We start from the raw sequence: 20,626 nt of genomic DNA, 5'->3' as shown, positions 1-20,626 counted from the left end.
CGATTGAGACTGACACGTCCCCTTCGTCTAGAGGCCCAGGACACCGCCCTTTCACGGCGGTAACAGGGGTTCGAATCCCCTAGGGGACGCCACTTGCTGGTTTGTGTGAGTGAAAGTCGCCGACCCCAATATCTCAAAACTTACCTTCGGGTGACGTTTGAGATATTTGCTCTTTAAAAATCTGGATCAAGCTGAAAATTGAAACGACACACTGTTTCATTTCTCCGTAATAAGAAATGAAAAGCGGTGTGTTCGAGTCTCTCAAATTTTCACAATCAGAAGTGAAACATCTTCGGGTTGTGAGGTTAAGCGACTAAGCGTACACGGTGGATGCCCTGGCAGTCAGAGGCGATGAAGGACGTGCTAATCTGCGATAAGCGTCGGTAAGGTGATATGAACCGTTATAACCGGCGATTTCCGAATGGGGAAACCCAGTGTGTTTCGACACACTATCATTACGTGAATACATAGCGTAATGAAGCGAACCGGGGGAACTGAAACATCTAAGTACCCCGAGGAAAAGAAATCAACCGAGATTCCCCCAGTAGCGGCGAGCGAACGGGGAGCAGCCCAGAGTCTGAATCAGCTTGTGTGTTAGTGGAACGGTCTGGAAAGTCCGACGGTACAGGGTGATAGTCCCGTACACCAAAATGCACAGGTTGTGAACTCGAAGAGTAGGGCGGGACACGTGGTATCCTGTCTGAATATGGGGGGACCATCCTCCAAGGCTAAATACTCCTGACTGACCGATAGTGAACCAGTACCGTGAGGGAAAGGCGAAAAGAACCCCGGCGAGGGGAGTGAAAAAGAACCTGAAACCGTGTACGTACAAGCAGTGGGAGCCTCTTAATGGGGTGACTGCGTACCTTTTGTATAATGGGTCAGCGACTTATATTCTGTAGCAAGGTTAACCGCATAGGGGAGCCGAAGGGAAACCGAGTCTTAACTGGGCGTTAAGTTGCAGGGTATAGACCCGAAACCCGGTGATCTAGCCATGGGCAGGTTGAAGGTTGGGTAACACTAACTGGAGGACCGAACCGACTAATGTTGAAAAATTAGCGGATGACTTGTGGCTGGGGGTGAAAGGCCAATCAAACCGGGAGATAGCTGGTTCTCCCCGAAAGCTATTTAGGTAGCGCCTCGTGAATTCATCTTCGGGGGTAGAGCACTGTTTCGGCTAGGGGGTCATCCCGACTTACCAACCCGATGCAAACTGCGAATACCGAAGAATGTTATCACGGGAGACACACGGCGGGTGCTAACGTCCGTCGTGAAGAGGGAAACAACCCAGACCGCCAGCTAAGGTCCCAAAGTCACAGTTAAGTGGGAAACGATGTGGGAAGGCACAGACAGCCAGGATGTTGGCTTAGAAGCAGCCATCATTTAAAGAAAGCGTAATAGCTCACTGGTCGAGTCGGCCTGCGCGGAAGATGTAACGGGGCTAAACTGTGCACCGAAGCTGCGGCAGCGACACTATGTGTTGTTGGGTAGGGGAGCGTTCTGTAAGCCGTTGAAGGTGTGTCGTGAGGCATGCTGGAGGTATCAGAAGTGCGAATGCTGACATAAGTAACGATAATGCGGGTGAAAAACCCGCACGCCGGAAGACCAAGGGTTCCTGTCCAACGTTAATCGGGGCAGGGTGAGTCGACCCCTAAGGCGAGGCCGAAAGGCGTAGTCGATGGGAAACAGGTTAATATTCCTGTACTTGGTGTTACTGCGAAGGGGGGACGGAGAAGGCTATGTTAGCCGGGCGACGGTTGTCCCGGTTTAAGCATGTAGGCGGAGGTTCCAGGTAAATCCGGTACCTTTTTAACGCTGAGGTGTGATGACGAGGCACTACGGTGCTGAAGTAACAAATGCCCTGCTTCCAGGAAAAGCCTCTAAGCATCAGGTAACACGAAATCGTACCCCAAACCGACACAGGTGGTCAGGTAGAGAATACCAAGGCGCTTGAGAGAACTCGGGTGAAGGAACTAGGCAAAATGGTGCCGTAACTTCGGGAGAAGGCACGCTGATATGTAGGTGAAGCGGTTTACCCGTGGAGCTGAAATCAGTCGAAGATACCAGCTGGCTGCAACTGTTTATTAAAAACACAGCACTGTGCAAACACGAAAGTGGACGTATACGGTGTGACGCCTGCCCGGTGCCGGAAGGTTAATTGATGGGGTTATCCGTAAGGAGAAGCTCTTGATCGAAGCCCCGGTAAACGGCGGCCGTAACTATAACGGTCCTAAGGTAGCGAAATTCCTTGTCGGGTAAGTTCCGACCTGCACGAATGGCGTAATGATGGCCAGGCTGTCTCCACCCGAGACTCAGTGAAATTGAACTCGCTGTGAAGATGCAGTGTACCCGCGGCAAGACGGAAAGACCCCGTGAACCTTTACTATAGCTTGACACTGAACACTGGTCCTTGATGTGTAGGATAGGTGGGAGGCTTTGAAGTGTGGACGCCAGTCTGCATGGAGCCAACCTTGAAATACCACCCTTTAATGGCTGGTGTTCTAACGTGGGCCCGTAATCCGGGTTGCGGACAGTGTCTGGTGGGTAGTTTGACTGGGGCGGTCTCCTCCTAAAGAGTAACGGAGGAGCACGAAGGTTAGCTAATCCTGGTCGGACATCAGGAGGTTAGTGCAAAGGCATAAGCTAGCTTGACTGCGAGAGTGACGGCTCGAGCAGGTGCGAAAGCAGGTCTTAGTGATCCGGTGGTTCTGAATGGAAGGGCCATCGCTCAACGGATAAAAGGTACTCCGGGGATAACAGGCTGATACCGCCCAAGAGTTCATATCGACGGCGGTGTTTGGCACCTCGATGTCGGCTCATCACATCCTGGGGCTGAAGTAGGTCCCAAGGGTATGGCTGTTCGCCATTTAAAGTGGTACGCGAGCTGGGTTTAGAACGTCGTGAGACAGTTCGGTCCCTATCTGCCGTGGGCGCTGGAGAATTGAGGGGGGCTGCTCCTAGTACGAGAGGACCGGAGTGGACGCATCACTGGTGTTCGGGTTGTCATGCCAATGGCATTGCCCGGTAGCTAAATGCGGAAGAGATAAGTGCTGAAAGCATCTAAGCACGAAACTTGCCCCGAGATGAGTTCTCCCTGAGACTATAAGTCTCCTGAAGGAACGTTAAAGACGATGACGTTGATAGGTCGGGTGTGTAAGTGTAGCGATACATTGAGCTAACCGATACTAATGAACCGTGAGGCTTAACCTTACAACGCCGAAGATGTTTTGGCGGAATTGAGACGATTTTCAGCCTGATACAGATTGTAGTACGCAATAGTTTGCGCAGCAGCAAGGCGGCAAGTGAAGCGACGGAAGGAGCATACAGAAGTATGTGACTGAGGTTCGCGAAAGCAGCCAACGCGGCGGGTGCGATAAAGTATTGCGTACAGAGCACAAAGAATTTGCCTGGCGGCTGTAGCGCGGTGGTCCCACCTGACCCCATGCCGAACTCAGAAGTGAAACGCCGTAGCGCCGATGGTAGTGTGGGGTCTCCCCATGCGAGAGTAGGGAACTGCCAGGCATCAAATTGCAGTAAACCGGGATGAAGAATCCGGGTAGTGACAAAGAAATTCGGTGGAGCGGTAGTTCAGTTGGTTAGAATACCTGCCTGTCACGCAGGGGGTCGCGGGTTCGAGTCCCGTCCGTTCCGCCACTTATTAAGAGCCCTGAGCATTTGCTCAGGGCTTTTTCTTTGCCTGTAACTCTATTATTGCTAAATTCGCAAAAATCCTCTGCATTTTTCGCTCTTTTTCTATAAAGAACAGAAGGTCATAATCCCCTCAATTAACAAACATAGTGATTAAAAAGAGGAATTCTATGGCTATCCCTGCATTCGGTTTGGGCACTTTCCGCCTGAAAGACGACGTGGTTATCGCTTCTGTTAAAACAGCTCTTGAGCTGGGTTACCGCGCAGTTGACACTGCTCAAATCTATGATAATGAAGCGGCTGTTGGCCTGGCGATTGCCGAAAGCGGCGTACCGCGTAATGAGTTGTACATCACCACCAAGATCTGGATTGAAAATCTTGGCAAAGATAAGCTGATCCCAAGCCTGAAAGATAGCCTGAAAAAACTGCGCACAGATTATGTTGATCTGACGCTGATCCACTGGCCATCACCAAATGATGCCGTCTCTGTTGAAGAGTTTATGCATGCATTGCTCGAAGCTAAAGAGCAAGGGCTGACTCGTGAAATTGGTATCTCTAATTTCACTATCCCATTGATGGAAAAAGCTATTGCTGCTGTGGGGGCAGAGAATATTGCGACTAACCAGATTGAGTTATCTCCGTATCTGCAAAGCCGTAAGGTTGTTGACTGGGCGAAAGAGCACGATATCCACATCACCTCATACATGACGCTGGCTTACGGTAAGGCGCTGAAAGATGAAGTGATTGCTCGCATTGCGACTAAACATAACGCGACGCCGGCCCAGGTGATTCTGGCATGGGCGATGGGGGAAGGTTACTCTGTGATCCCTTCTTCTACCAAACGTGAAAACCTGGCAAGCAACCTGCTGGCACTGGAACTGCACCTTGATGCGGAAGATAAAGCGGCAATCGCTGCTCTGGATTGCAACGACCGCCTGGTTAGCCCGGAAGGTCTGGCGCCTGAGTGGGATTAATCACCTGACCCTCTGTGCCTTTAACCCTCTTTTACAGCTCCTTCGGGAGCTGTTCTTATATATTCGCTTAAAAAATCGATGAATGCCCGAATACGGGTACTGACGGCACGATCGCTATAATACACCGCGCTGAAAGGCATCTCGACTGGCAGCCGTTTATCCGCCATCAATTCGACCAGCTTACCCTGAGCGATCTCCTTATCAATCATATAATCTGAAAGACAAGCAATACCGTTGCCGTTCAGGCAAAGCTGCTTCAGCGTTTCGCCACTGTTCGAAGACAGGCCGCACTCAACCTCATGTAATTGTCCGTCACTACAGGCAATGGGCCATGTATTGAGCGAAATGGGTTCAGAAAACCCCAGACACAGGTGCCGCTTTAACTCTTCAACAATCTCTGGCTTACCGAAGCGGGCAATATAGTCCGGTGAAGCAATAATCTTGCGGTAGCTGGTAAAGAGTGGACGTGCGCGCAGACTTGAGTCAGTCAAAGCACCGGCACGTATCGCAACATCCACTTTTCGTTCAATAAGATTGATAAATGTCTCTGAGGAAACCAGCGACAACGTCATCTCGGGATAGCGTTCACGGAAAGGTTTGATCAATGGCATCAGGAAATGCAACATCACCGGTGTTGCGGCATCGATACGCAGCAAACCGCGCGGCGTATTACGTGACTCCATGATTTCTGTTTCCGCTGCAGCCATATCCTGCAGTATCTGTTGTACACGCCTGAAGTAGCGTTCACCTTCTTCTGTCAGACTGAGCTGCCGGGTCGTGCGATTAAGCAGACTCACGCCCAGTTTCATCTCCAGCTTTTTTACTGCCCGACTGACTGCGGAATTGGCCTGTCCAAGCTGCTCTGCGGCCCGGCTAAAGCTACCGCTTTCCACGACCGCGACAAAAATTGCCAGTTCTTCGGAGGTTGCTTTCATTTTTGCACCTGAAGCAAAATTATATTGAGATTTTGAATATTTTTGTTATTAAAACATCCCGGCATACTGCCTGTCATCCGATTACTGATGATATGGAGCTATTTATGCCTCTCGCTTTATTTGCACTAACAATAAGTGCCTTCGCTATTGGCACGACTGAATTTGTGATTGTCGGCCTGGTGCCGACCATTGCTGAACAGCTGGCGATCTCTTTACCTTCTGCCGGGATGCTGGTTTCAATCTATGCGTTGGGTGTGGCGATTGGCGCACCGGTACTGACCGCTCTGACCGGACGCCTGCCACGTAAGCAACTATTGGTTGCGCTGATGGTGCTGTTTACGGCCGGTAACTTGCTGGCATGGCAGGCACCTGGTTATACGACATTAATTGTCGCCCGCCTGCTGACAGGCCTGGCACACGGTGTCTTCTTCTCAATTGGTTCTACGATTGCGACGAGCCTGGTGCCAAAAGAGAAAGCCGCTTCTGCCATCGCCATCATGTTTGGTGGTTTAACGGTTGCACTGGTAACAGGGGTGCCTCTGGGGACGTTTATCGGTCAGCACTTTGGCTGGCGCGAGACTTTCCTTGCTGTATCTCTGTTGGGTGTGATTGCGCTGATTAGTAGCCAACTGCTGATCCCGGCCAACATTCCCGGTCGAGCGGCCGCCAGCATTCGCGACCAGGTGAAAGTGCTGACTCATCCTCGTCTGTTGCTGATTTACGCGGTTACGGCATTGGGTTACGGCGGCGTGTTCACGGCATTTACCTTCCTGGCGCCGATGATGCAGGATCTGGCTGGCTTCTCGCCGGCAGCGGTAAGCTGGATCTTACTGGGCTATGGCGTATCGGTCGCTATCGGCAATATCTGGGGAGGTAAGCTGGCGGATAAATATGGTGCTGTCCCGGCGCTGAAATTTATCTTCGCGGCGCTGTTTGTCCTGCTGATGGTCTTTCAACTGACGGCCTCCACGCAATACGCTGCGTTAGTGACGATTCTGGTGATGGGGATCTTCGCCTTCGGCAACGTACCGGGGTTGCAGGTCTACGTGGTACAGAAAGCGGAACAATTTACCCCCAATGCGGTGGATGTGGCATCAGGTCTGAATATTGCTGCGTTTAATATTGGCATTGCGCTTGGTTCTGTAATTGGCGGACAAACGGTAGAGCATTATGGTTTAGCACAGACTCCGTGGATTGGCGCGCTGATTGTTCTGGTCGCTTTTTTACTGATGGGTATCAGCGGCCGCCTGGATAAGCCGGCGCAGGTAGTATTGGGATAAATCATTGATGTAAGTACCCACTTACAAAACAAACTGCAATTGTTCGTTGAAAGTGAGTGCTAAAGTCCCTATAACAGAAGAACCAGTCCGGCTGCGGGCTGGTTGACGTTATAGAGGTTTGAAAGTCTAAAGTGCGAAAAAACACCTATGCCATGCGCTATGTTGCCGGACAGCCCGTTGAGCGGATTTTACCGCCTGGGTCATTTGCGCATATCGGCCAGGCATTACCTGCAGGCGTGCCGTTAAGCAGTGAAGATCGCATTCGCGTGCTGGTATGGAATATTTTTAAACAGCAGCGAGCAGAATGGCAGTCGGTGCTGAAGAATTTTGGCAAAGACGCGCATCTGGTGTTATTGCAGGAAGCACAAACCACGCCTGAACTGGTGCAGTTTGCGACCGCTAACTATCTTGCCGCCGATCAGGTTCCCGCTTTTGTGCTGCCTCAGCATCCCTCTGGCGTCATGACGCTTTCTGCTGCGCATCCGGTCTACTGCTGTCCATTGCGCGAGCGTGAGCCGATTTTACGCCTGGCGAAATCGGCGCTGGTGACGGTGTACCCGTTGCCTGACACTCGGCTATTAATGGTGGTGAATATCCACGCGGTTAACTTTAGCCTTGGCGTTGATGTCTATAGTAAGCAGTTACTTCCTATCGGGGATCAAATCGCCCATCACAGCGGCCCGGTGATTATGGCTGGTGATTTCAATGCCTGGAGTCGTCGACGGATGAATGCGCTGTACCGCTTTGCGCGTGAAATGTCGCTGCGCCAGGTGCGCTTTACCGACGATCAACGCCGCCGCGCGTTTGGTCGTCCTCTCGATTTTGTGTTCTATCGTGGTCTGAACGTGAGTGAGGCCTCTGTGCTGGTCACTCGCGCCTCCGATCACAATCCACTACTCGTTGAATTCAGTCCCGGCAAGCCTGAGCAATAACGGTGTGTCAGGTCTGCCGTAGGGCAGGCCTGTGATGGTTGCCCTTCATATTTCACAACAACCGAAGGACAACACAATGACAACACGCTCCCACCATGACAACGTCGAAAAGCAGTTTGGCTCTCAGGCTAATGCCTATTTAACCAGCACCGTACATGCTACGGGTCGTGATTTACAACGACTGGCGGAAAGGCTGTCTGCTTTTCCACAGGCACGGGTATTGGATATGGGATGTGGAGCGGGGCACGCCAGCTTTGTGGCTGCGCAACACGTCAAGCAGGTGGTGGCCTATGATTTATCGTCACAGATGCTTGAAGTGGTCTCTAAAGCGGCAAAAGACAGAGGTCTGGAAAATATCGCCACACGGCAGGGTTATGCTGAGAGCCTGCCATTTGAAGATGACGTCTTTGATGTGGTGATTAGCCGCTATTCTGCGCATCACTGGCATGATGTCGGCCGTGCGCTGCGGGAAGTGAACCGCGTTCTGAAGCCCGGCGGCGTGCTGATTGTGATGGATGTGATGTCGCCAGGGCATCCGGTCCGTGATATCTGGTTGCAAACTGTCGAGGCATTACGTGATACCTCGCACGTTCGCAACTATTCCAGCGGAGAGTGGTTGTCGTTAATCAATGATGCCAATCTGATTGTCGATGCTTTATTAACCGATCGCCTGCCGCTGGAGTTCAGTTCGTGGGTGGCGAGGATACGCACACCTGCAGTGTTGAGCGACGCGATTCGTGTTTACCAACAAAGTGCTTCTGTTGAAGTGAAAACCTACTTTGCGTTGCAGGAAGATGGCTCGTTTACCAGCGACACGATCATGGTTGAGGCGCATAAAGCGGGATAAATAAAAAAGGCACTGGGGGGAAACCAGTGCCTTCATTTCTACAATGCTATCAGGAGTCCGGCATGCCGTTGTTTTTCACAAACAACGTTAGCTGATCGCCTGGCTGCAGATTGTCCGTATCGTTGTTCCAGCGCATCACATCCTTGATGTTAACCCCGTGACGCTTGGCAATGCTCGACAGAGAGTCACCTTTACGCACACGATAGGTGATGCTATCGCTGTTGTTAGCCAGTCGCTGTGCACTGGTGCCAGCACCCACCGTCAGGCTTTGGCCCACTTTCAGGGATGATCCACGCAGATTATTCCACTGCTGCAGATCCTTCGTGCTCACGCCAAGACGTGCAGCGACGCCAGAAAGCGTATCGCCAGAGCGAACTTTGTAGCTACGGCTGTTCAGCGGCGTATTATCCGCAACCAGCGTTGACTGTACGGCTGCAATTTCGCCTGAAGCCAGAGACTCACGCAGCTTCTCTGCATGCTTCTTTGGCACCATCACATATTGCGGGCCGCTGGCACCCAACGTGGAGCCTTTCACGCCTGCATTGAAGGTCTTCAGCTTGCTGACGGAAATACCCGCCATATCGGCAACCTGAGCCATTTCAACGGGACTGCTCAAGCGAACACGTGCCAACGCACGGCTTTCGTCTGTGGTTGGCAGACGCACGCCATAGCGTTTGCTGTTTTTGAGTATATCGCTCAATGCCAGCATTTTAGGCACATATAGCTTTGTTTCCTGAGGCAATGGTAACGACCAGAAGTCAGTGGGTTTACCACGGGCTTTGTTCGTTTTAATCGCCTTCATGACACGACCTTCACCGCTATTATAAGCAGCTACGGTCAGCAGCCAGTCGCCATCAAACATCTTGTTCAGACGCTGCATCATGTCCAGTGCGGCGGTGGTGGAAGCCACAACGTCGCGACGTGCATCATAATTGCGGGTCTGTTTTAAACCATAATTGCGCCCCGTGCTCGGAATGATCTGCCAAATACCTGCGGCATTGGCGCCAGACGTTGCGTGAGGATCAAAAGCGCTCTCCACTATGGGTAGTAGTACCAGTTCCATTGGCATGTTACGTTTCTTAACCTGCCCGGCTATCCAGTACATATACGGCTCTGCCCGTAAAGTTACATCGTGGAGATAGCTCTTATTACGTAAATACTTCTGTTTCTGTTCGCGAATCCGGTTGTTTTCCGGAATTCCCATCTTTAGCTCGTCACCAATGAAAGCCCACAAATCCTGATCGGCAGCGATAGATGTCCCATCGTCCATCCACCGCGCCTGGCTTGTAAACTTTCCTGCTTCCCCTTGACCAGCTGCAGAAAGGCTCTGTGCGTGTTGTTGGACGTTACCAGTATTCTGGCACCCAACAAGCAGGACAGAGGCGAGTAATATCGCTTTTGCCTTCATGTGTGTGTCAATAGTTGCTTAAAAGACGACCGATCATAACGGCGAAGTTTTCAAAAGGCAACCCGGAATTGTCAGAACGTATCTTTCTTTGACCTTAACCAGGCAAAACGCTCTTCAGGTTGTTGCAATATTGTTTCTTTGTTTATTTCATTAATTAAATCAATATCTTCCGTTCTTAAAAAAAGATTATTTCGTCGTTCATTTTTCAGAATTACGGGTAGTGTTATTTGTTTTTTTGCCCGTAACTCATTAACTTTACGATAATATTCATTAATAAACGAATCGTGCGGCAGAATGCTTAAGGCAAACTTCATGTTTGCTAATGTGTACTCATGGGCGCAGCAGATCAATGTATCATCAGGAAGCGCACTTAATTTATTAAGTGATTGATACATCTGTGAAGCTGTACCTTCAAATAGTCTGCCACAGCCGCCTGAAAAGAGCGTATCTCCACAAAATAGATAAGGTTGGCTAAAGTAACAGAGATGTCCTAAAGTGTGACCCGGCGTAGCAATTACCTTAAATTCATGCCCTAAAACGAGTGCAATATCGCCATCTTTGACTATATGGGTCGTTCCCTTATCTTGCGTTTCAGCCGGTCCGTAAACCACTAATTGTGGGAAATGTTGCAAAAGTTCTTTCACACCGCCTACGTGATCCTGATGGTGATGAGTCAGGAGAATGGCCTCCGGCACCCAGTGATGTTCTGCAATGGCTTTCAAAACGGGAGCGGCTTCGCCCGGGTCCACAATCAGACAATGTTTGTCATTATTCGACAGGACCCAGATGTAATTGTCCTGAAATGCGGGAATACTGTTAAGATTCATAAATTACCTCTCAATGCGTAGCGGAAGGTTGTGATGAAACCGGCAAGGCTCCCTCAAACTGTCATAGCACCCGTTAGCTGGGATGATTTACCCTGGGGCGAATACTATCGTGAGGCGCTGGAACATCAGCTTAATCCGTGGTTCGCAAAAATGTACGGTTTTCATCTGCTTAAGATTGGTAATTTAAGCGCAGAAATCGATTCCGAAGCGTGCGCGGTTTCTCATCAGGTAAATGTTTCATTGCAAGGCTCTCCTATGCAGGTGGCGGCCGATCCTTTGCATCTTCCCTTTGCCGATAAGTCCGTGGATGTCTGTTTATTGGCCCATACGCTACCGTGGTGTTCCGATCCCCATCGCTTACTGCGTGAGGCCGATCGCGTGCTTATTGATGACGGCTGGTTGATTCTGAGCGGTTTTAACCCAGTAAGCCTGATGGGGCTGCGTAAACTGGTGCCCGTGTTGCGTAAAGCCTCGCCCTACAACAGCCGGATGTTTACGCTCATGCGGCAATTGGACTGGCTTTCATTGCTGAATTTTGAAGTGCTGCATTACAGTCGTTTTCACGTCCTGCCCTGGAATAAGAAGGGCGGAAAAATGTTAAGCGCCCATATCCCTGCGCTGGGATGTTTGCAGCTGGTGGTTGCGCGTAAGCGAACCATTCCGCTTACGCTCAACCCGATGAAACAAAATAAAAGTAAGGCACGCATCCGCCAGGCTGTTGGGGCCACCCGACAATACCGCAAGCCAGACGCTTAAGACTCTGCCTGATACCCAACATCATCCTGGGTGGGACTCATTGCCGCAGCACGAGCAAGCTCATCGCAGCGTTCGTTTTCCGGATGGCCCGCATGCCCTTTCACCCATTCCCATTTGATTTGGTGCGGTCCCAGCGCGGCATCCAGACGTTTCCACAGATCGACGTTCTTCACCGGCTTTTTATCTGCGGTTTTCCAGCCGCGTTTTTTCCAGTTGTGGATCCACTGCGTAATGCCCTGACGCACATACTGGCTGTCGGTGCTGAGTATCACTTCACACTGTTCTTTCAGGGCTTCCAGCGCAACGATTGCCGCCATCAGCTCCATACGGTTATTGGTGGTGAGGTTGTACCCTTCGGCAAAGGTTTTTTCGCGCCCGCGATAGCGTAAAATAGCCCCATAACCGCCAGGACCTGGGTTTCCCAGGCAAGAACCATCGGTGAAAATTTCTACCTGTTTAAGCATCTCTGGTAGACTTCCTGTTTTAGCAAATCGAAATCAAACGATAAGTCTGACATAAATGACCGCTACGAGCACTGGAATTACACGACAGATAGTCCTTGATACCGAAACCACCGGTATGAACCAGATTGGTGCCCACTACGAAGGCCATAAGATTATTGAGATCGGTGCGGTTGAAGTGGTAAACCGCCGTTTGACCGGAAATAACTTCCACGTCTACCTGAAGCCGGATCGGCTGGTGGACCCGGAAGCATTTGGCGTACACGGAATTGCCGATGAATTCCTGCTGGATAAACCCACGTTCGCCGATGTCGCCGATGAGTTTCTCGACTATATCCGTGGTGCGGAGCTGGTCATCCATAACGCATCGTTTGATATCGGCTTTATGGACTACGAGTTCGCGAAACTCAATCGTGATATCCCGAAGACGAACACCTTCTGTAAAGTGACCGACAGCCTGGCGTTGGCGAGGAAAATGTTTCCTGGCAAGCGTAACAGCCTTGATGCGTTATGCTCGCGCTATGAGATAGACAACAGCAAGCGTACCCTGCACGGCGCATTGCTCGATGCCCAGATTCTGGCCGACGTTTATCTGATGATGACCGGTGGGCAGACCACCATGGCGTTCTCTATGGAAGGTGACAGCCAGCAGCAGAATGATACGGGGATCCAGCGCATTGTGCGTCAGTCCAGTAAATTACGCGTTGTTTTCGCCACTGATGAAGAGCTGGCAGCCCATGAGTCGCGCCTTGACCTGGTACAGAAGAAGGGCGGAAGTTGCCTCTGGCGGGCCTAGTTCTGGTATTTACAGTACAGAAATGGTCATTCGGGTGATTTTTGCAGCAAACGATTAAAAAACGTGAGAAAAAGCGTTGACGAGGCGCGAGGCAATCCGTAATATTCGCTTCGTTCCCAAGCGGAACACAACGCGGAGTGGTAGTTCAGTTGGTTAGAATACCTGCCTGTCACGCAGGGGGTCGCGGGTTCGAGTCCCGTCCATTCCGCCACTATTCAGAAAGCCTGAATCAGAAATGATTCAGGCTTTCGTCGTTTTTACTGCCCAAAAAATAAAAGCCTGCAACCATATGTTATTGCAGGCCTTGCTGTTACTCGCTCAGCGTCTGTGCGATATCTTTTTGCACCTGCTGGCGTTGTTCTGGGGTCAGCACTTTGTTCAGGTCAAAATAGTATTTCACGCGGTAATAACGCGCCTGCTGTTCGATGTTGCTGAACGCCGAAAGCTGTTTTTTGACGGCTGATTCATCCCATTTCCCGGACTTAATGACGTCAATCAACGCGCCGTCTTTAACATCCTTCACCGAAATCTGCCCGACATTGGTTTCAAGCTGCTGGTGTAGTTTTTTAATCTGCGCAACCTGGTCAGTGCTCAGCTTAAGATGTTGTACTATCGGATCCTGGGCAGGAGCCGGAACATTAGATGTGGTTGCTGCAAGCGTGCTAAAAGAAGCGCCAGCCACGGTAACTGCCAGCAAAGTCATGCGTACGAAGTTTTTCATTATTGAAATCCTGATAAGGGAATTATCGACATTGTCTGCCACTCGCGGGTTACGAGTGATTATCCCTTGCAGGATACGTTGCCCGATGCATGTCGCCACGCGAATTTGTTTTGCGGTTGGTTACGGAGTGAAACAATCCCGCCGTGGATACATGGTCCGTAGCGGGAGGGTAGGTGATAGTTATAGCGTGAACGGGTCGGCATCCTGCCAGGCAGGAAATTTCTCGCGATACTCGCGCAGCGCCGAGAGTGACAGTTCTGCGTCAATGCGTGTGGCCTGATGCGGCTCGGCGGTGGCAATAATCTCACCCTGCGGATTAATCACCCGGCTGTCACCGCGATAATGATGTCCGTTACCATCGGTTCCCACACGGTTACATCCTGCTACATACGCCTGATTTTCAATTGCCCGTGCGGTGAGCAGAATCTGCCAGTGCAGCGAGCGCGGCGCTGGCCAGTTGGCAACATACAAGGCGAGGTCGTAGTCGTTACGGTTACGTGACCACACCGGAAAACGCAGGTCATAACAGACCAATGGCAGAATGCGCCAGCCGCGCCATTCAAATATCACCCGCGCGTCACCGGCCTGATAATGCTGATGCTCATCCGCCATACGGAACAGATGGCGTTTGTCATAGAGATGCACGGTACCTTCGGGTTCAACCAGCAAAAAACGATTCACCGGCCCCCGTTCAGACTGTATCGCCGCGCTACCTGCTATCAGGGCATTCGTCTGCCGCGCTTTGCTACGCATCCAGCTTACAATCTCCTCTTGCGGCAACGATTTGTTTGCCGCTTCCATCGCAAATCCGCTGGTAAACATCTCGGGCAACACAATGACATCACGCCCGTTGACGGTTTCCAGTTGGCGGTCAAAATGGCGCAGGTTAGCCGGGCCATCCATCCAGCTCAGCGGTTGTTGCAGCAGCGTAATTTTCAAACCAGGCACGATCGAGGCTCCTCGTTGAACAACATTTTGACACTGTAGCATGAGCTTTAACGAAAATGTGGCAATAAAAAGCCCCGCATTAAGCGGGGCTAAACGTTGTGCGTGTGTCGTTATGCGGCTTCGACTTTACGCACCTTCTCTGGCAGCTTTACCGGCTGAGTCGCCAGCTCCTCGGGTTCAAAGTCATCCACGTTGATGCTGCGCAGACGACTCGCCTCGGCTTTCACCAGAATTGCGGCTTCGTCTTTATCAATCAGCCCTTTAGCCAACGCATTGTGCGCCAGTTCATCCAGACGGGTAAACGGTAGATTTTTACCTAACTCTTTGCAGATCCGCTGGTGGATAGGGTCGGCTGCAATCACATCCAGCAGAGCCTCTTCCAGCAAACCAACCGGGTTATGCTCGCTCGGCGTCAGGTATTGACCGCGACCAAGGCGAGAACGGGTGGCGCTCGGAACCTGCAAAATCTTCGCAACCTTATGATCCAGCTTGTCAGACGGTGCATGGTAGTGGCGACCGGTAGGGAAGATAACCACACTCAGCAAGCCCGCGACCAGACGGTTTGGGAAGTTTTTCAGCAGGTCGTCCATCGCCTGTTCTGCTTTGTACAACGCATCCTGAACGCCCCAGTGAACCAACGGCAGGTCTGCTTCATTACGGCCTTCATCGTCATAACGCTTCAGCACCGCAGAGGCCAGATACAGCTGACTTAACACATCGCCCAGACGCGCGGAGATACGTTCACGGCGCTTCAGGCTACCGCCCAGCACGGCCATGGACACATCTGAAAGCAGGGCCAGGTTGGCGCTCAGACGGTTCAGGTGCTGGTAGTAACGTTTGGTCGCATCGCCGGTTGGTGTGCTGCTGGTTAAGCCACGCGTCAGGCCAAGCCAGAAGCTGCGCACCTTGTTACTGCCGACGTGACCGATGTGTTTGAACAGCAGCTTGTCGAACGCATTCACATCGTTACTCTGTGCCGCAGCCATCTCTTCCAGAACATACGGATGGCAGCGAATCGCACCCTGACCGAAGATCATCATGCTACGGGTCAGAATGTTGGCACCTTCAACGGTAATAGCGATTGGCGCACCTTGATAAGCACGGGCAAGGAAGTTGCTTTCGCCAAGCATAATGCCTTTACCGCCAGTGATATCCATTGCATCGATGATTGACTGTTGCCCACGGTGGGTACAGTGGTACTTCACGATGGCCGACAACACTGCTGGTTTTTCACCCAGCATAATACCGTAGGTAATCAGCGACGCCGCAGCGTCCATCACGTAGGCGTTACCCGCAATACGTGCCAGCGGCTCTTCAATACCTTCCATCTTACCGATAGAGATTTTGAACTGGCGACGAATGTGCGCATACGCGCCGGTAGCCATCGCGACCGATTTCACACCGCCCGTCGAGTTAGACGGCAGGGTAATACCGCGTCCCACGGACAGACATTCCACCAGCATACGCCAGCCCTGACCGGCCATTTTGGGGCCACCGATGATGTAATCAATCGGTACGAAGACATCTTTACCCAGCGTTGGACCGTTCTGGAACGGTACGTTCAGCGGGAAGTGACGACGTCCAATTTGTACGCCCGGCGTTGAGGTTGGGATCAGCGCACAGGTAATGCCAAGATCTTCTTCGCCACCCAGCAGTTTTTCCGGGTCGGAGAGTTTAAATGCCAGACCCAGTACAGTAGCGATAGGAGCCAGCGTGATATAGCGTTTGTTCCAGGTCAGGCGCATACCCAGCACCTGCTGCCCCTGCCAGTCGCCCATACAAACCACGCCGGTATCAGGGATCGCGCCCGCGTCGGAACCCGCTTCCGGGCTGGTCAGGGCAAAGCATGGGATCTCCTGACCACGTGCCAGACGTGGCAGGTAATGATTCTTCTGCTCTTCGGTGCCGTAATGCTGCAACAGTTCGCCAGGACCTAATGAGTTAGGTACGCCAACGGTGATCGCCAGGATCCCGGAAACGCCGGAGAGTTTCTGCAGAACGCGAGCCTGAGCATAGGCGGAGAATTCCAGCCCGCCGTACTCTTTCTTAATGATCATCGCGAAGAAGCGGTGTTCTTTCAGATATTCCCACAGCTCCGGCGGGAGATCCGCGAGTTCGTGGGTTATCTGGAAGTCGTTCGCCATGCGGCAGGCTTCTTCCACCGGGCCATCAATAAAGGCTTGTTCTTCAGCAGTCAGATGCGGCTGAGGATAGTTATGCAGTTTTTTCCAGTCTGGCTTGCCCTGGAACAGGTCGCCTTCCCACCAGGTTGTACCGGCATCAATCGCTTCTTTCTCGGTGCGCGACATCGGCGGCATGACCTTACGGAAACCGCGGAATACCGGCGCAGAGATCATGGATTTGCGCATCGGCGTAAAGTTAAACGGTACGAGGATAATGGCCAGAGGAACCAGCAGCCAGACTGACCATAGGCCAGCCACGCCAAGCGCAGCCGTCCAGGCGAGCAAAATTAAGCTGCTGAGGAATAAGCTCACGCGGTGATAAAACAGAACGCTGAGCAGAACAACCGTAGCGATAATACTCAAAATCATCATAACGAAAAGCTCCCTTGCTTGTAGGAGGTCTGACCACTTGTGATGATATGGTTGTAGTGGATGTGAATTCTTTTAGCAATATGTTTACAAAATAATTACAACAAAGTTCACATTGTTGCCGTTTTAACCGGCACAAAAAATCAAAAGCGACAGCCATTCCTGTGGCTTGTACTTCTCGCTGGTAGCGCTATCCGGTACACTGCATCTTGTCATTTACATTCATGCTGAAGGATATCCTCATGTACCAGGATCTTATTCGTAACGAACTGAGCGAAGCGGCGGAAACGCTGGCTAATTTTCTTAAAGATGACGCCAATATTCACGCCATTCAGCGCGCGGCGGTCCTGTTGGCAGACAGCTTTAAAGCCGGCGGTAAGGTACTTTCTTGCGGTAACGGCGGTTCTCATTGCGACGCGATGCACTTCGCCGAAGAGTTGACTGGACGCTATCGCGAAAACCGCCCTGGCTACCCGGCGATCGCTATCTCTGACGTCAGCCATATCTCCTGCGTCAGCAACGATTTCGGTTACGATTATGTGTTCTCCCGTTATGTGGAAGCTGTGGGTCGCGAGGGCGATGTCCTGTTAGGCATCTCCACTTCGGGTAACTCCGGTAACGTGATTAAAGCGATTGCTGCGGCGCGTGAGAAGGGAATGAAAGTCATCACCCTGACCGGCAAAGATGGCGGTAAAATGGCAGGCAGCGCGGATATCGAAATTCGCGTGCCGCACTTTGGCTACGCTGACCGTATTCAGGAAATTCATATCAAAGTTATCCATATCCTGATCCAGTTGATCGAAAAAGAGATGGTTAAACCATAAGAAGACGATTGCCGGATGGTGGCTGAAGCCTTATCCGGCCTACATGAGCGCCACGTAGGCCTGATAAGCGCAGCGCCATCAGGCAGTTCACGGTTTTAAGGTAGGTGATGTATGTGCGAACTGCTCGGGATGAGCGCCAATGTGCCAACCGATATCTGCTTTAGCTTCACCGGGCTGGTTCAGCGCGGCGGAGGCACCGGGCCGCACAAAGACGGCTGGGGGATTACGTTTTATGAAGGTAAGGGCTGCCGTACGTTTAAAGATCCGCAACCCAGCTTTAATTCGCCTATCGCCAAACTGGTACAAGACTATCCCATCAAATCCTGTTCTGTGATTGCCCATATTCGTCAGGCAAACCGTGGCGAAGTGGCGCTGGAAAATACTCATCCGTTCACACGTGAACTGTGGGGACGCAACTGGACGTACGCCCATAACGGCCAGCTCAGCGGTTATAAGTCGCTGGAAACCGGTAATTTCCGCCCGGTCGGGGAAACCGACAGCGAAAAAGCGTTTTGCTGGCTGCTGCATAAGCTGACTGAGCGTTATCCACGCACGCCTGGCAATATGACGGCAGTGTTTAAATATATCGCGATGCTGGCAGGAGAACTGCGAGATAAGGGGGTCTTCAACATGCTGCTGTCTGACGGGCGTTATGTGATGGCCTTCTGTTCGACCAACCTGTTTTGGATCACGCGGCGTGCGCCATTTGGCGTAGCGACGTTGCTGGATCAGGATGTGGAAATCGATTTTAGCTCAGAGACCACACCCAATGATGTGGTCACCGTGATTGCCACGCAGCCGTTAACCGGCAATGAAACCTGGCAAAAGATTATGCCAGGCGAGTGGGCATTATTTTGTCTCGGGGAGCGCGTAGTTTGATGCCAGCTGCGGCTGAACCACTTCGTGACTCAACGGTTTGCTGATAACGTAACGGCCATCGACGACGGAAACAGTCGGTGGCTTACGCGTTTGTTCGAAGTAATCGTATCCCGGTTTTAGCTGTGACCAGAACTCTTTGTAATACGAGAATTTATGCCGCTGCATGTTGGCGTCGGTCATACGGAACGGATAAATGCTGACCTGCACACTGGACTGCCCGAACACCAGCGCGCCGGTGACAAACTGGAAAATCTCATCAATGCCGTTATCGGTCATCGCGTAGCAGCCGACGGAAACGCAGGCACCGTGAATCATCAGGTATTTACCTTCATAACCGTGTGCGCGGTCGTAGGCGTTAGGGAAACCAATGTTAATCGCTTTGTAAAAGCGGCTATCTGGTTTCAGCTGTCCGCGTTGTACGCTGTAAAATCCTTCCGGACTTTTGAAATCACCCTGACGCTGTTTCGGGCCTAAGCCCCCGGAATAATTGCAGATCTTATAGCTGTCGAGCAATTGATACTGTTCGCCCATCTTAACGTACAGATCCAACGTTCGCTCTTCTTTGAAGATCTGGATATAGACAGGGGAGCCCATTAATTGCTGCTTATATTCTTTGCTGACAGGCGTGGTCGGGCTGCTGCTGCTCAGCAAACCGGCAAATGAAACGCACGGCAATAAAAGCATCGCAAGAAAAAATGCGATTTTACGCATACTGCTTATTCCTTGATAAAACGATTACACACGCCAGGACGGCAAAAAGAGTCCCCAAATCGGATAAATCTGGATCTGGAGCGCTCACATTATCACCCAGAAAGTTTTTCGCAAGTCTCTCGTGCTGCGTTTACACTTTAGATTTTCTTTATACGGAAAATTGTGCTTAAAGTCTGTCAGACACCGGCGTATTTTGCGGGTTAGCGAACCTCATTGAGTCTTTTTAGTATAGAATTCCTAATGTATTGAATTTAAAAAATTAATAATTTAATAATCGAATATTAAAATGGAATACCCGGCAATAGCGATAGACTGCGGCGAACGTGTTTGATTAGGTATTTTTGTTTTCATGTCTTTTGTCTCTGCACCCCGACGCTTTTTTCCGGGTCTGCTGTCTTTGTGTGTTGTGTTGTCATCACCGTCTGTCGCCAAAGTTCAGCCCCTCTTATCTGACGCCCATTTAAGCTATGCGGCGCAAATGCGCATGCGTAATCGTGCCCGGCTGCTGAAGCAATACCACGCGCAGGTAAAAAAGCAGGCAAGTTATGTGGTGGTAGGTAATGCGCAAAGTAAAAGCGCGCTGCGCCAGCAGAACAGGACGCTGATTAAACAGCACCCGGAGTGGTTCCCTGGGCCGCTGAAAGCGAGCAACCATCGCTGGCAGGAGCTGGCTGAGAATGACCATTTTCTCAGCAGCGACCATCTACACAACATGACCGAAGTGGCAATCCACCGTCTTGAGCAGCAGTTAGGTAAACCTTATTTGTGGGGCGGGACCCGTCCGGATCAAGGCTTTGACTGCAGCGGGCTGATTTTTTATGCCTACAACAAAATTCTGGCGGCAAAATTGCCGCGTACGGCGAATGAAATGTATCACTACCGGCGGGCGACGATTGTCGCCAATCGTGACCTTCGTCGTGGTGATTTATTGTTCTTTCATATTCATAGCCGGGATATTGCCGATCATATGGGCGTCTACCTGGGACAGGGTCAATTTATTGAATCACCGCGTACGGGAGAAACGATTCGGGTGAGTAATTTATCCGATGACTTCTGGCAGGATCATTATCTCGGCGCCCGTCGTATTCTGACGGAAAATACCATTCTGTAATCAACAAGGCGGCGCG

Annotated in this window: 16 protein-coding genes, 3 tRNA genes, 2 rRNA genes and 1 pseudogene; 14 read left to right on the top strand and 8 right to left on the bottom strand. The window is 51.3% G+C overall.

What is annotated here, in order from left to right:
* Positions 1-16 precede the first annotated feature (16 nt).
* From I6L54_RS20430 to dkgB, 5 genes are all read left to right on the top strand, one after another.
* A tRNA-Glu gene (locus I6L54_RS20430) sits at positions 17-92 on the top strand.
* A 211-nt stretch (positions 93-303) separates the two neighbouring features.
* A 23S ribosomal RNA gene (locus I6L54_RS20425) occupies positions 304-3,210 on the top strand.
* Positions 3,211-3,406: 196 nt separating this feature from the next.
* Positions 3,407-3,522, top strand: a 5S ribosomal RNA gene (gene rrf / locus I6L54_RS20420).
* 55 nt (positions 3,523-3,577) lie between these two features.
* A tRNA-Asp gene (locus I6L54_RS20415) sits at positions 3,578-3,654 on the top strand.
* 164 nt (positions 3,655-3,818) lie between these two features.
* On the top strand, positions 3,819-4,622 hold the full coding sequence (gene dkgB, locus I6L54_RS20410) for a 2,5-didehydrogluconate reductase DkgB (protein WP_005133621.1): 804 nt from the start codon (positions 3,819-3,821) through the stop codon (positions 4,620-4,622).
* A 20-nt stretch (positions 4,623-4,642) separates the two neighbouring features.
* On the opposite strand, the gene yafC is transcribed toward dkgB, so the two are convergent.
* Positions 4,643-5,557 (bottom strand): DNA-binding transcriptional regulator YafC, encoded by a 915-nt coding sequence (gene yafC / locus I6L54_RS20405; RefSeq protein WP_005133620.1) that lies wholly within the window; start codon positions 5,555-5,557, stop codon positions 4,643-4,645.
* A gap of 104 nt (positions 5,558-5,661) precedes the next feature.
* Here yafC and I6L54_RS20400 point away from each other — a divergent pair, with 104 nt between their 5' ends.
* From I6L54_RS20400 to I6L54_RS20390, 3 genes are all read left to right on the top strand, one after another.
* Entirely contained in the window at positions 5,662-6,837 is a 1,176-nt protein-coding gene (locus tag I6L54_RS20400; protein ID WP_005133619.1) for an MFS transporter, read from the top strand.
* 131 nt (positions 6,838-6,968) lie between these two features.
* The gene (locus I6L54_RS20395; protein WP_005133618.1) at positions 6,969-7,769 is read left to right on the top strand and encodes an endonuclease/exonuclease/phosphatase family protein; all 801 of its coding nucleotides are present in this window, start codon (positions 6,969-6,971) and stop codon (positions 7,767-7,769) included.
* A gap of 76 nt (positions 7,770-7,845) precedes the next feature.
* Positions 7,846-8,616 carry a class I SAM-dependent methyltransferase gene (locus I6L54_RS20390; protein ID WP_040232878.1) on the top strand — a complete coding sequence of 257 codons (771 nt, stop codon included), beginning with the start codon at positions 7,846-7,848 and terminating at the stop codon, positions 8,614-8,616.
* A 49-nt stretch (positions 8,617-8,665) separates the two neighbouring features.
* On the opposite strand, the gene mltD is transcribed toward I6L54_RS20390, so the two are convergent.
* Entirely contained in the window at positions 8,666-10,024 is a 1,359-nt protein-coding gene (gene mltD / locus I6L54_RS20385) for a murein transglycosylase D (protein WP_040232876.1), read from the bottom strand.
* A gap of 71 nt (positions 10,025-10,095) precedes the next feature.
* On the bottom strand, positions 10,096-10,851 hold the full coding sequence (gene gloB, locus I6L54_RS20380; protein ID WP_040232875.1) for a hydroxyacylglutathione hydrolase: 756 nt from the start codon (positions 10,849-10,851) through the stop codon (positions 10,096-10,098).
* Positions 10,852-10,884: 33 nt separating this feature from the next.
* On the opposite strand from gloB, the gene I6L54_RS20375 reads away from it, so the two are divergent.
* Positions 10,885-11,607, top strand: coding sequence for a class I SAM-dependent methyltransferase (locus I6L54_RS20375; protein ID WP_040232874.1), 723 nt, complete (start codon positions 10,885-10,887; stop codon positions 11,605-11,607).
* On the opposite strand, the pseudogene rnhA reads toward I6L54_RS20375, so the two are convergent.
* A pseudogene (rnhA, locus tag I6L54_RS20370) lies at positions 11,604-12,182 on the bottom strand (ribonuclease HI). The gene I6L54_RS20375 and the pseudogene rnhA overlap by 4 nt on opposite strands.
* On the opposite strand from rnhA, the gene dnaQ reads away from it, so the two are divergent.
* Complete coding sequence (gene dnaQ, locus I6L54_RS20365) at positions 12,127-12,864, top strand: DNA polymerase III subunit epsilon (RefSeq protein WP_040232869.1); 738 nt, start codon at positions 12,127-12,129, stop codon at positions 12,862-12,864. The pseudogene rnhA and the gene dnaQ overlap by 56 nt on opposite strands.
* Before the next feature lie 134 nt (positions 12,865-12,998).
* Positions 12,999-13,075 (top strand) — tRNA-Asp (locus I6L54_RS20360).
* A 99-nt stretch (positions 13,076-13,174) separates the two neighbouring features.
* Here I6L54_RS20360 and I6L54_RS20355 read toward each other — a convergent pair.
* From I6L54_RS20355 to fadE, 3 genes are all read right to left on the bottom strand, one after another.
* Positions 13,175-13,585, bottom strand: coding sequence for a Spy/CpxP family protein refolding chaperone (locus tag I6L54_RS20355; RefSeq protein ID WP_040232868.1), 411 nt, complete (start codon positions 13,583-13,585; stop codon positions 13,175-13,177).
* 180 nt (positions 13,586-13,765) lie between these two features.
* Entirely contained in the window at positions 13,766-14,533 is a 768-nt protein-coding gene (locus tag I6L54_RS20350; RefSeq protein ID WP_040232866.1) for an amidohydrolase, read from the bottom strand.
* A gap of 110 nt (positions 14,534-14,643) precedes the next feature.
* On the bottom strand, positions 14,644-17,088 hold the full coding sequence (fadE, locus tag I6L54_RS20345; RefSeq protein WP_040232864.1) for an acyl-CoA dehydrogenase FadE: 2,445 nt from the start codon (positions 17,086-17,088) through the stop codon (positions 14,644-14,646).
* A gap of 239 nt (positions 17,089-17,327) precedes the next feature.
* Between fadE and lpcA the strand changes: the two genes are divergently transcribed.
* Positions 17,328-17,909: a D-sedoheptulose 7-phosphate isomerase gene (gene lpcA / locus I6L54_RS20340; protein ID WP_003031390.1), complete on the top strand. Its 582-nt coding sequence runs from the start codon at positions 17,328-17,330 to the stop codon at positions 17,907-17,909.
* 111 nt (positions 17,910-18,020) lie between these two features.
* Positions 18,021-18,788, top strand: coding sequence for a class II glutamine amidotransferase (locus I6L54_RS20335; protein WP_005133605.1), 768 nt, complete (start codon positions 18,021-18,023; stop codon positions 18,786-18,788).
* Here the strand turns inward: I6L54_RS20335 and dpaA are convergent.
* The gene (dpaA, locus tag I6L54_RS20330) at positions 18,759-19,499 is read right to left on the bottom strand and encodes a peptidoglycan meso-diaminopimelic acid protein amidase (protein ID WP_003843847.1); all 741 of its coding nucleotides are present in this window, start codon (positions 19,497-19,499) and stop codon (positions 18,759-18,761) included. The two genes, I6L54_RS20335 and dpaA, sit on opposite strands and share 30 nt — an antisense overlap.
* 349 nt (positions 19,500-19,848) lie before the next feature.
* Between dpaA and I6L54_RS20325 the strand changes: the two genes are divergently transcribed.
* Positions 19,849-20,610, top strand: coding sequence for a C40 family peptidase (locus tag I6L54_RS20325; RefSeq protein WP_052463773.1), 762 nt, complete (start codon positions 19,849-19,851; stop codon positions 20,608-20,610).
* Positions 20,611-20,626: the final 16 nt, after the last annotated feature.

The organism is Citrobacter pasteurii (genome assembly GCF_019047765.1).
GTDB classification, from domain to species: Bacteria; Pseudomonadota; Gammaproteobacteria; order Enterobacterales; family Enterobacteriaceae; genus Citrobacter; species Citrobacter pasteurii.
This window is presented reverse-complemented; position numbering and strand designations above follow the sequence as displayed.

Bases quoted from the DNA above. Each gene is read 5' to 3' on its own strand.
- dkgB (WP_005133621.1), top strand. From the start codon at position 3,819: ATGGCTATCCCTGCATTCGGTTTGGGCACTTTCCGCCTGAAAGACGAC.
- yafC (WP_005133620.1), bottom strand. From the start codon at position 5,557: ATGAAAGCAACCTCCGAAGAACTGGCAATTTTTGTCGCGGTCGTGGAA.
- I6L54_RS20400 (WP_005133619.1), top strand. From the start codon at position 5,662: ATGCCTCTCGCTTTATTTGCACTAACAATAAGTGCCTTCGCTATTGGC.
- I6L54_RS20390 (WP_040232878.1), top strand. From the start codon at position 7,846: ATGACAACACGCTCCCACCATGACAACGTCGAAAAGCAGTTTGGCTCT.
- mltD (WP_040232876.1), bottom strand. From the start codon at position 10,024: ATGAAGGCAAAAGCGATATTACTCGCCTCTGTCCTGCTTGTTGGGTGC.
- gloB (WP_040232875.1), bottom strand. From the start codon at position 10,851: ATGAATCTTAACAGTATTCCCGCATTTCAGGACAATTACATCTGGGTC.
- I6L54_RS20375 (WP_040232874.1), top strand. From the start codon at position 10,885: ATGAAACCGGCAAGGCTCCCTCAAACTGTCATAGCACCCGTTAGCTGG.
- dnaQ (WP_040232869.1), top strand. From the start codon at position 12,127: ATGACCGCTACGAGCACTGGAATTACACGACAGATAGTCCTTGATACC.
- I6L54_RS20355 (WP_040232868.1), bottom strand. From the start codon at position 13,585: ATGAAAAACTTCGTACGCATGACTTTGCTGGCAGTTACCGTGGCTGGC.
- fadE (WP_040232864.1), bottom strand. From the start codon at position 17,088: ATGATGATTTTGAGTATTATCGCTACGGTTGTTCTGCTCAGCGTTCTG.
- lpcA (WP_003031390.1), top strand. From the start codon at position 17,328: ATGTACCAGGATCTTATTCGTAACGAACTGAGCGAAGCGGCGGAAACG.
- I6L54_RS20335 (WP_005133605.1), top strand. From the start codon at position 18,021: ATGTGCGAACTGCTCGGGATGAGCGCCAATGTGCCAACCGATATCTGC.
- dpaA (WP_003843847.1), bottom strand. From the start codon at position 19,499: ATGCGTAAAATCGCATTTTTTCTTGCGATGCTTTTATTGCCGTGCGTT.
- I6L54_RS20325 (WP_052463773.1), top strand. From the start codon at position 19,849: ATGTCTTTTGTCTCTGCACCCCGACGCTTTTTTCCGGGTCTGCTGTCT.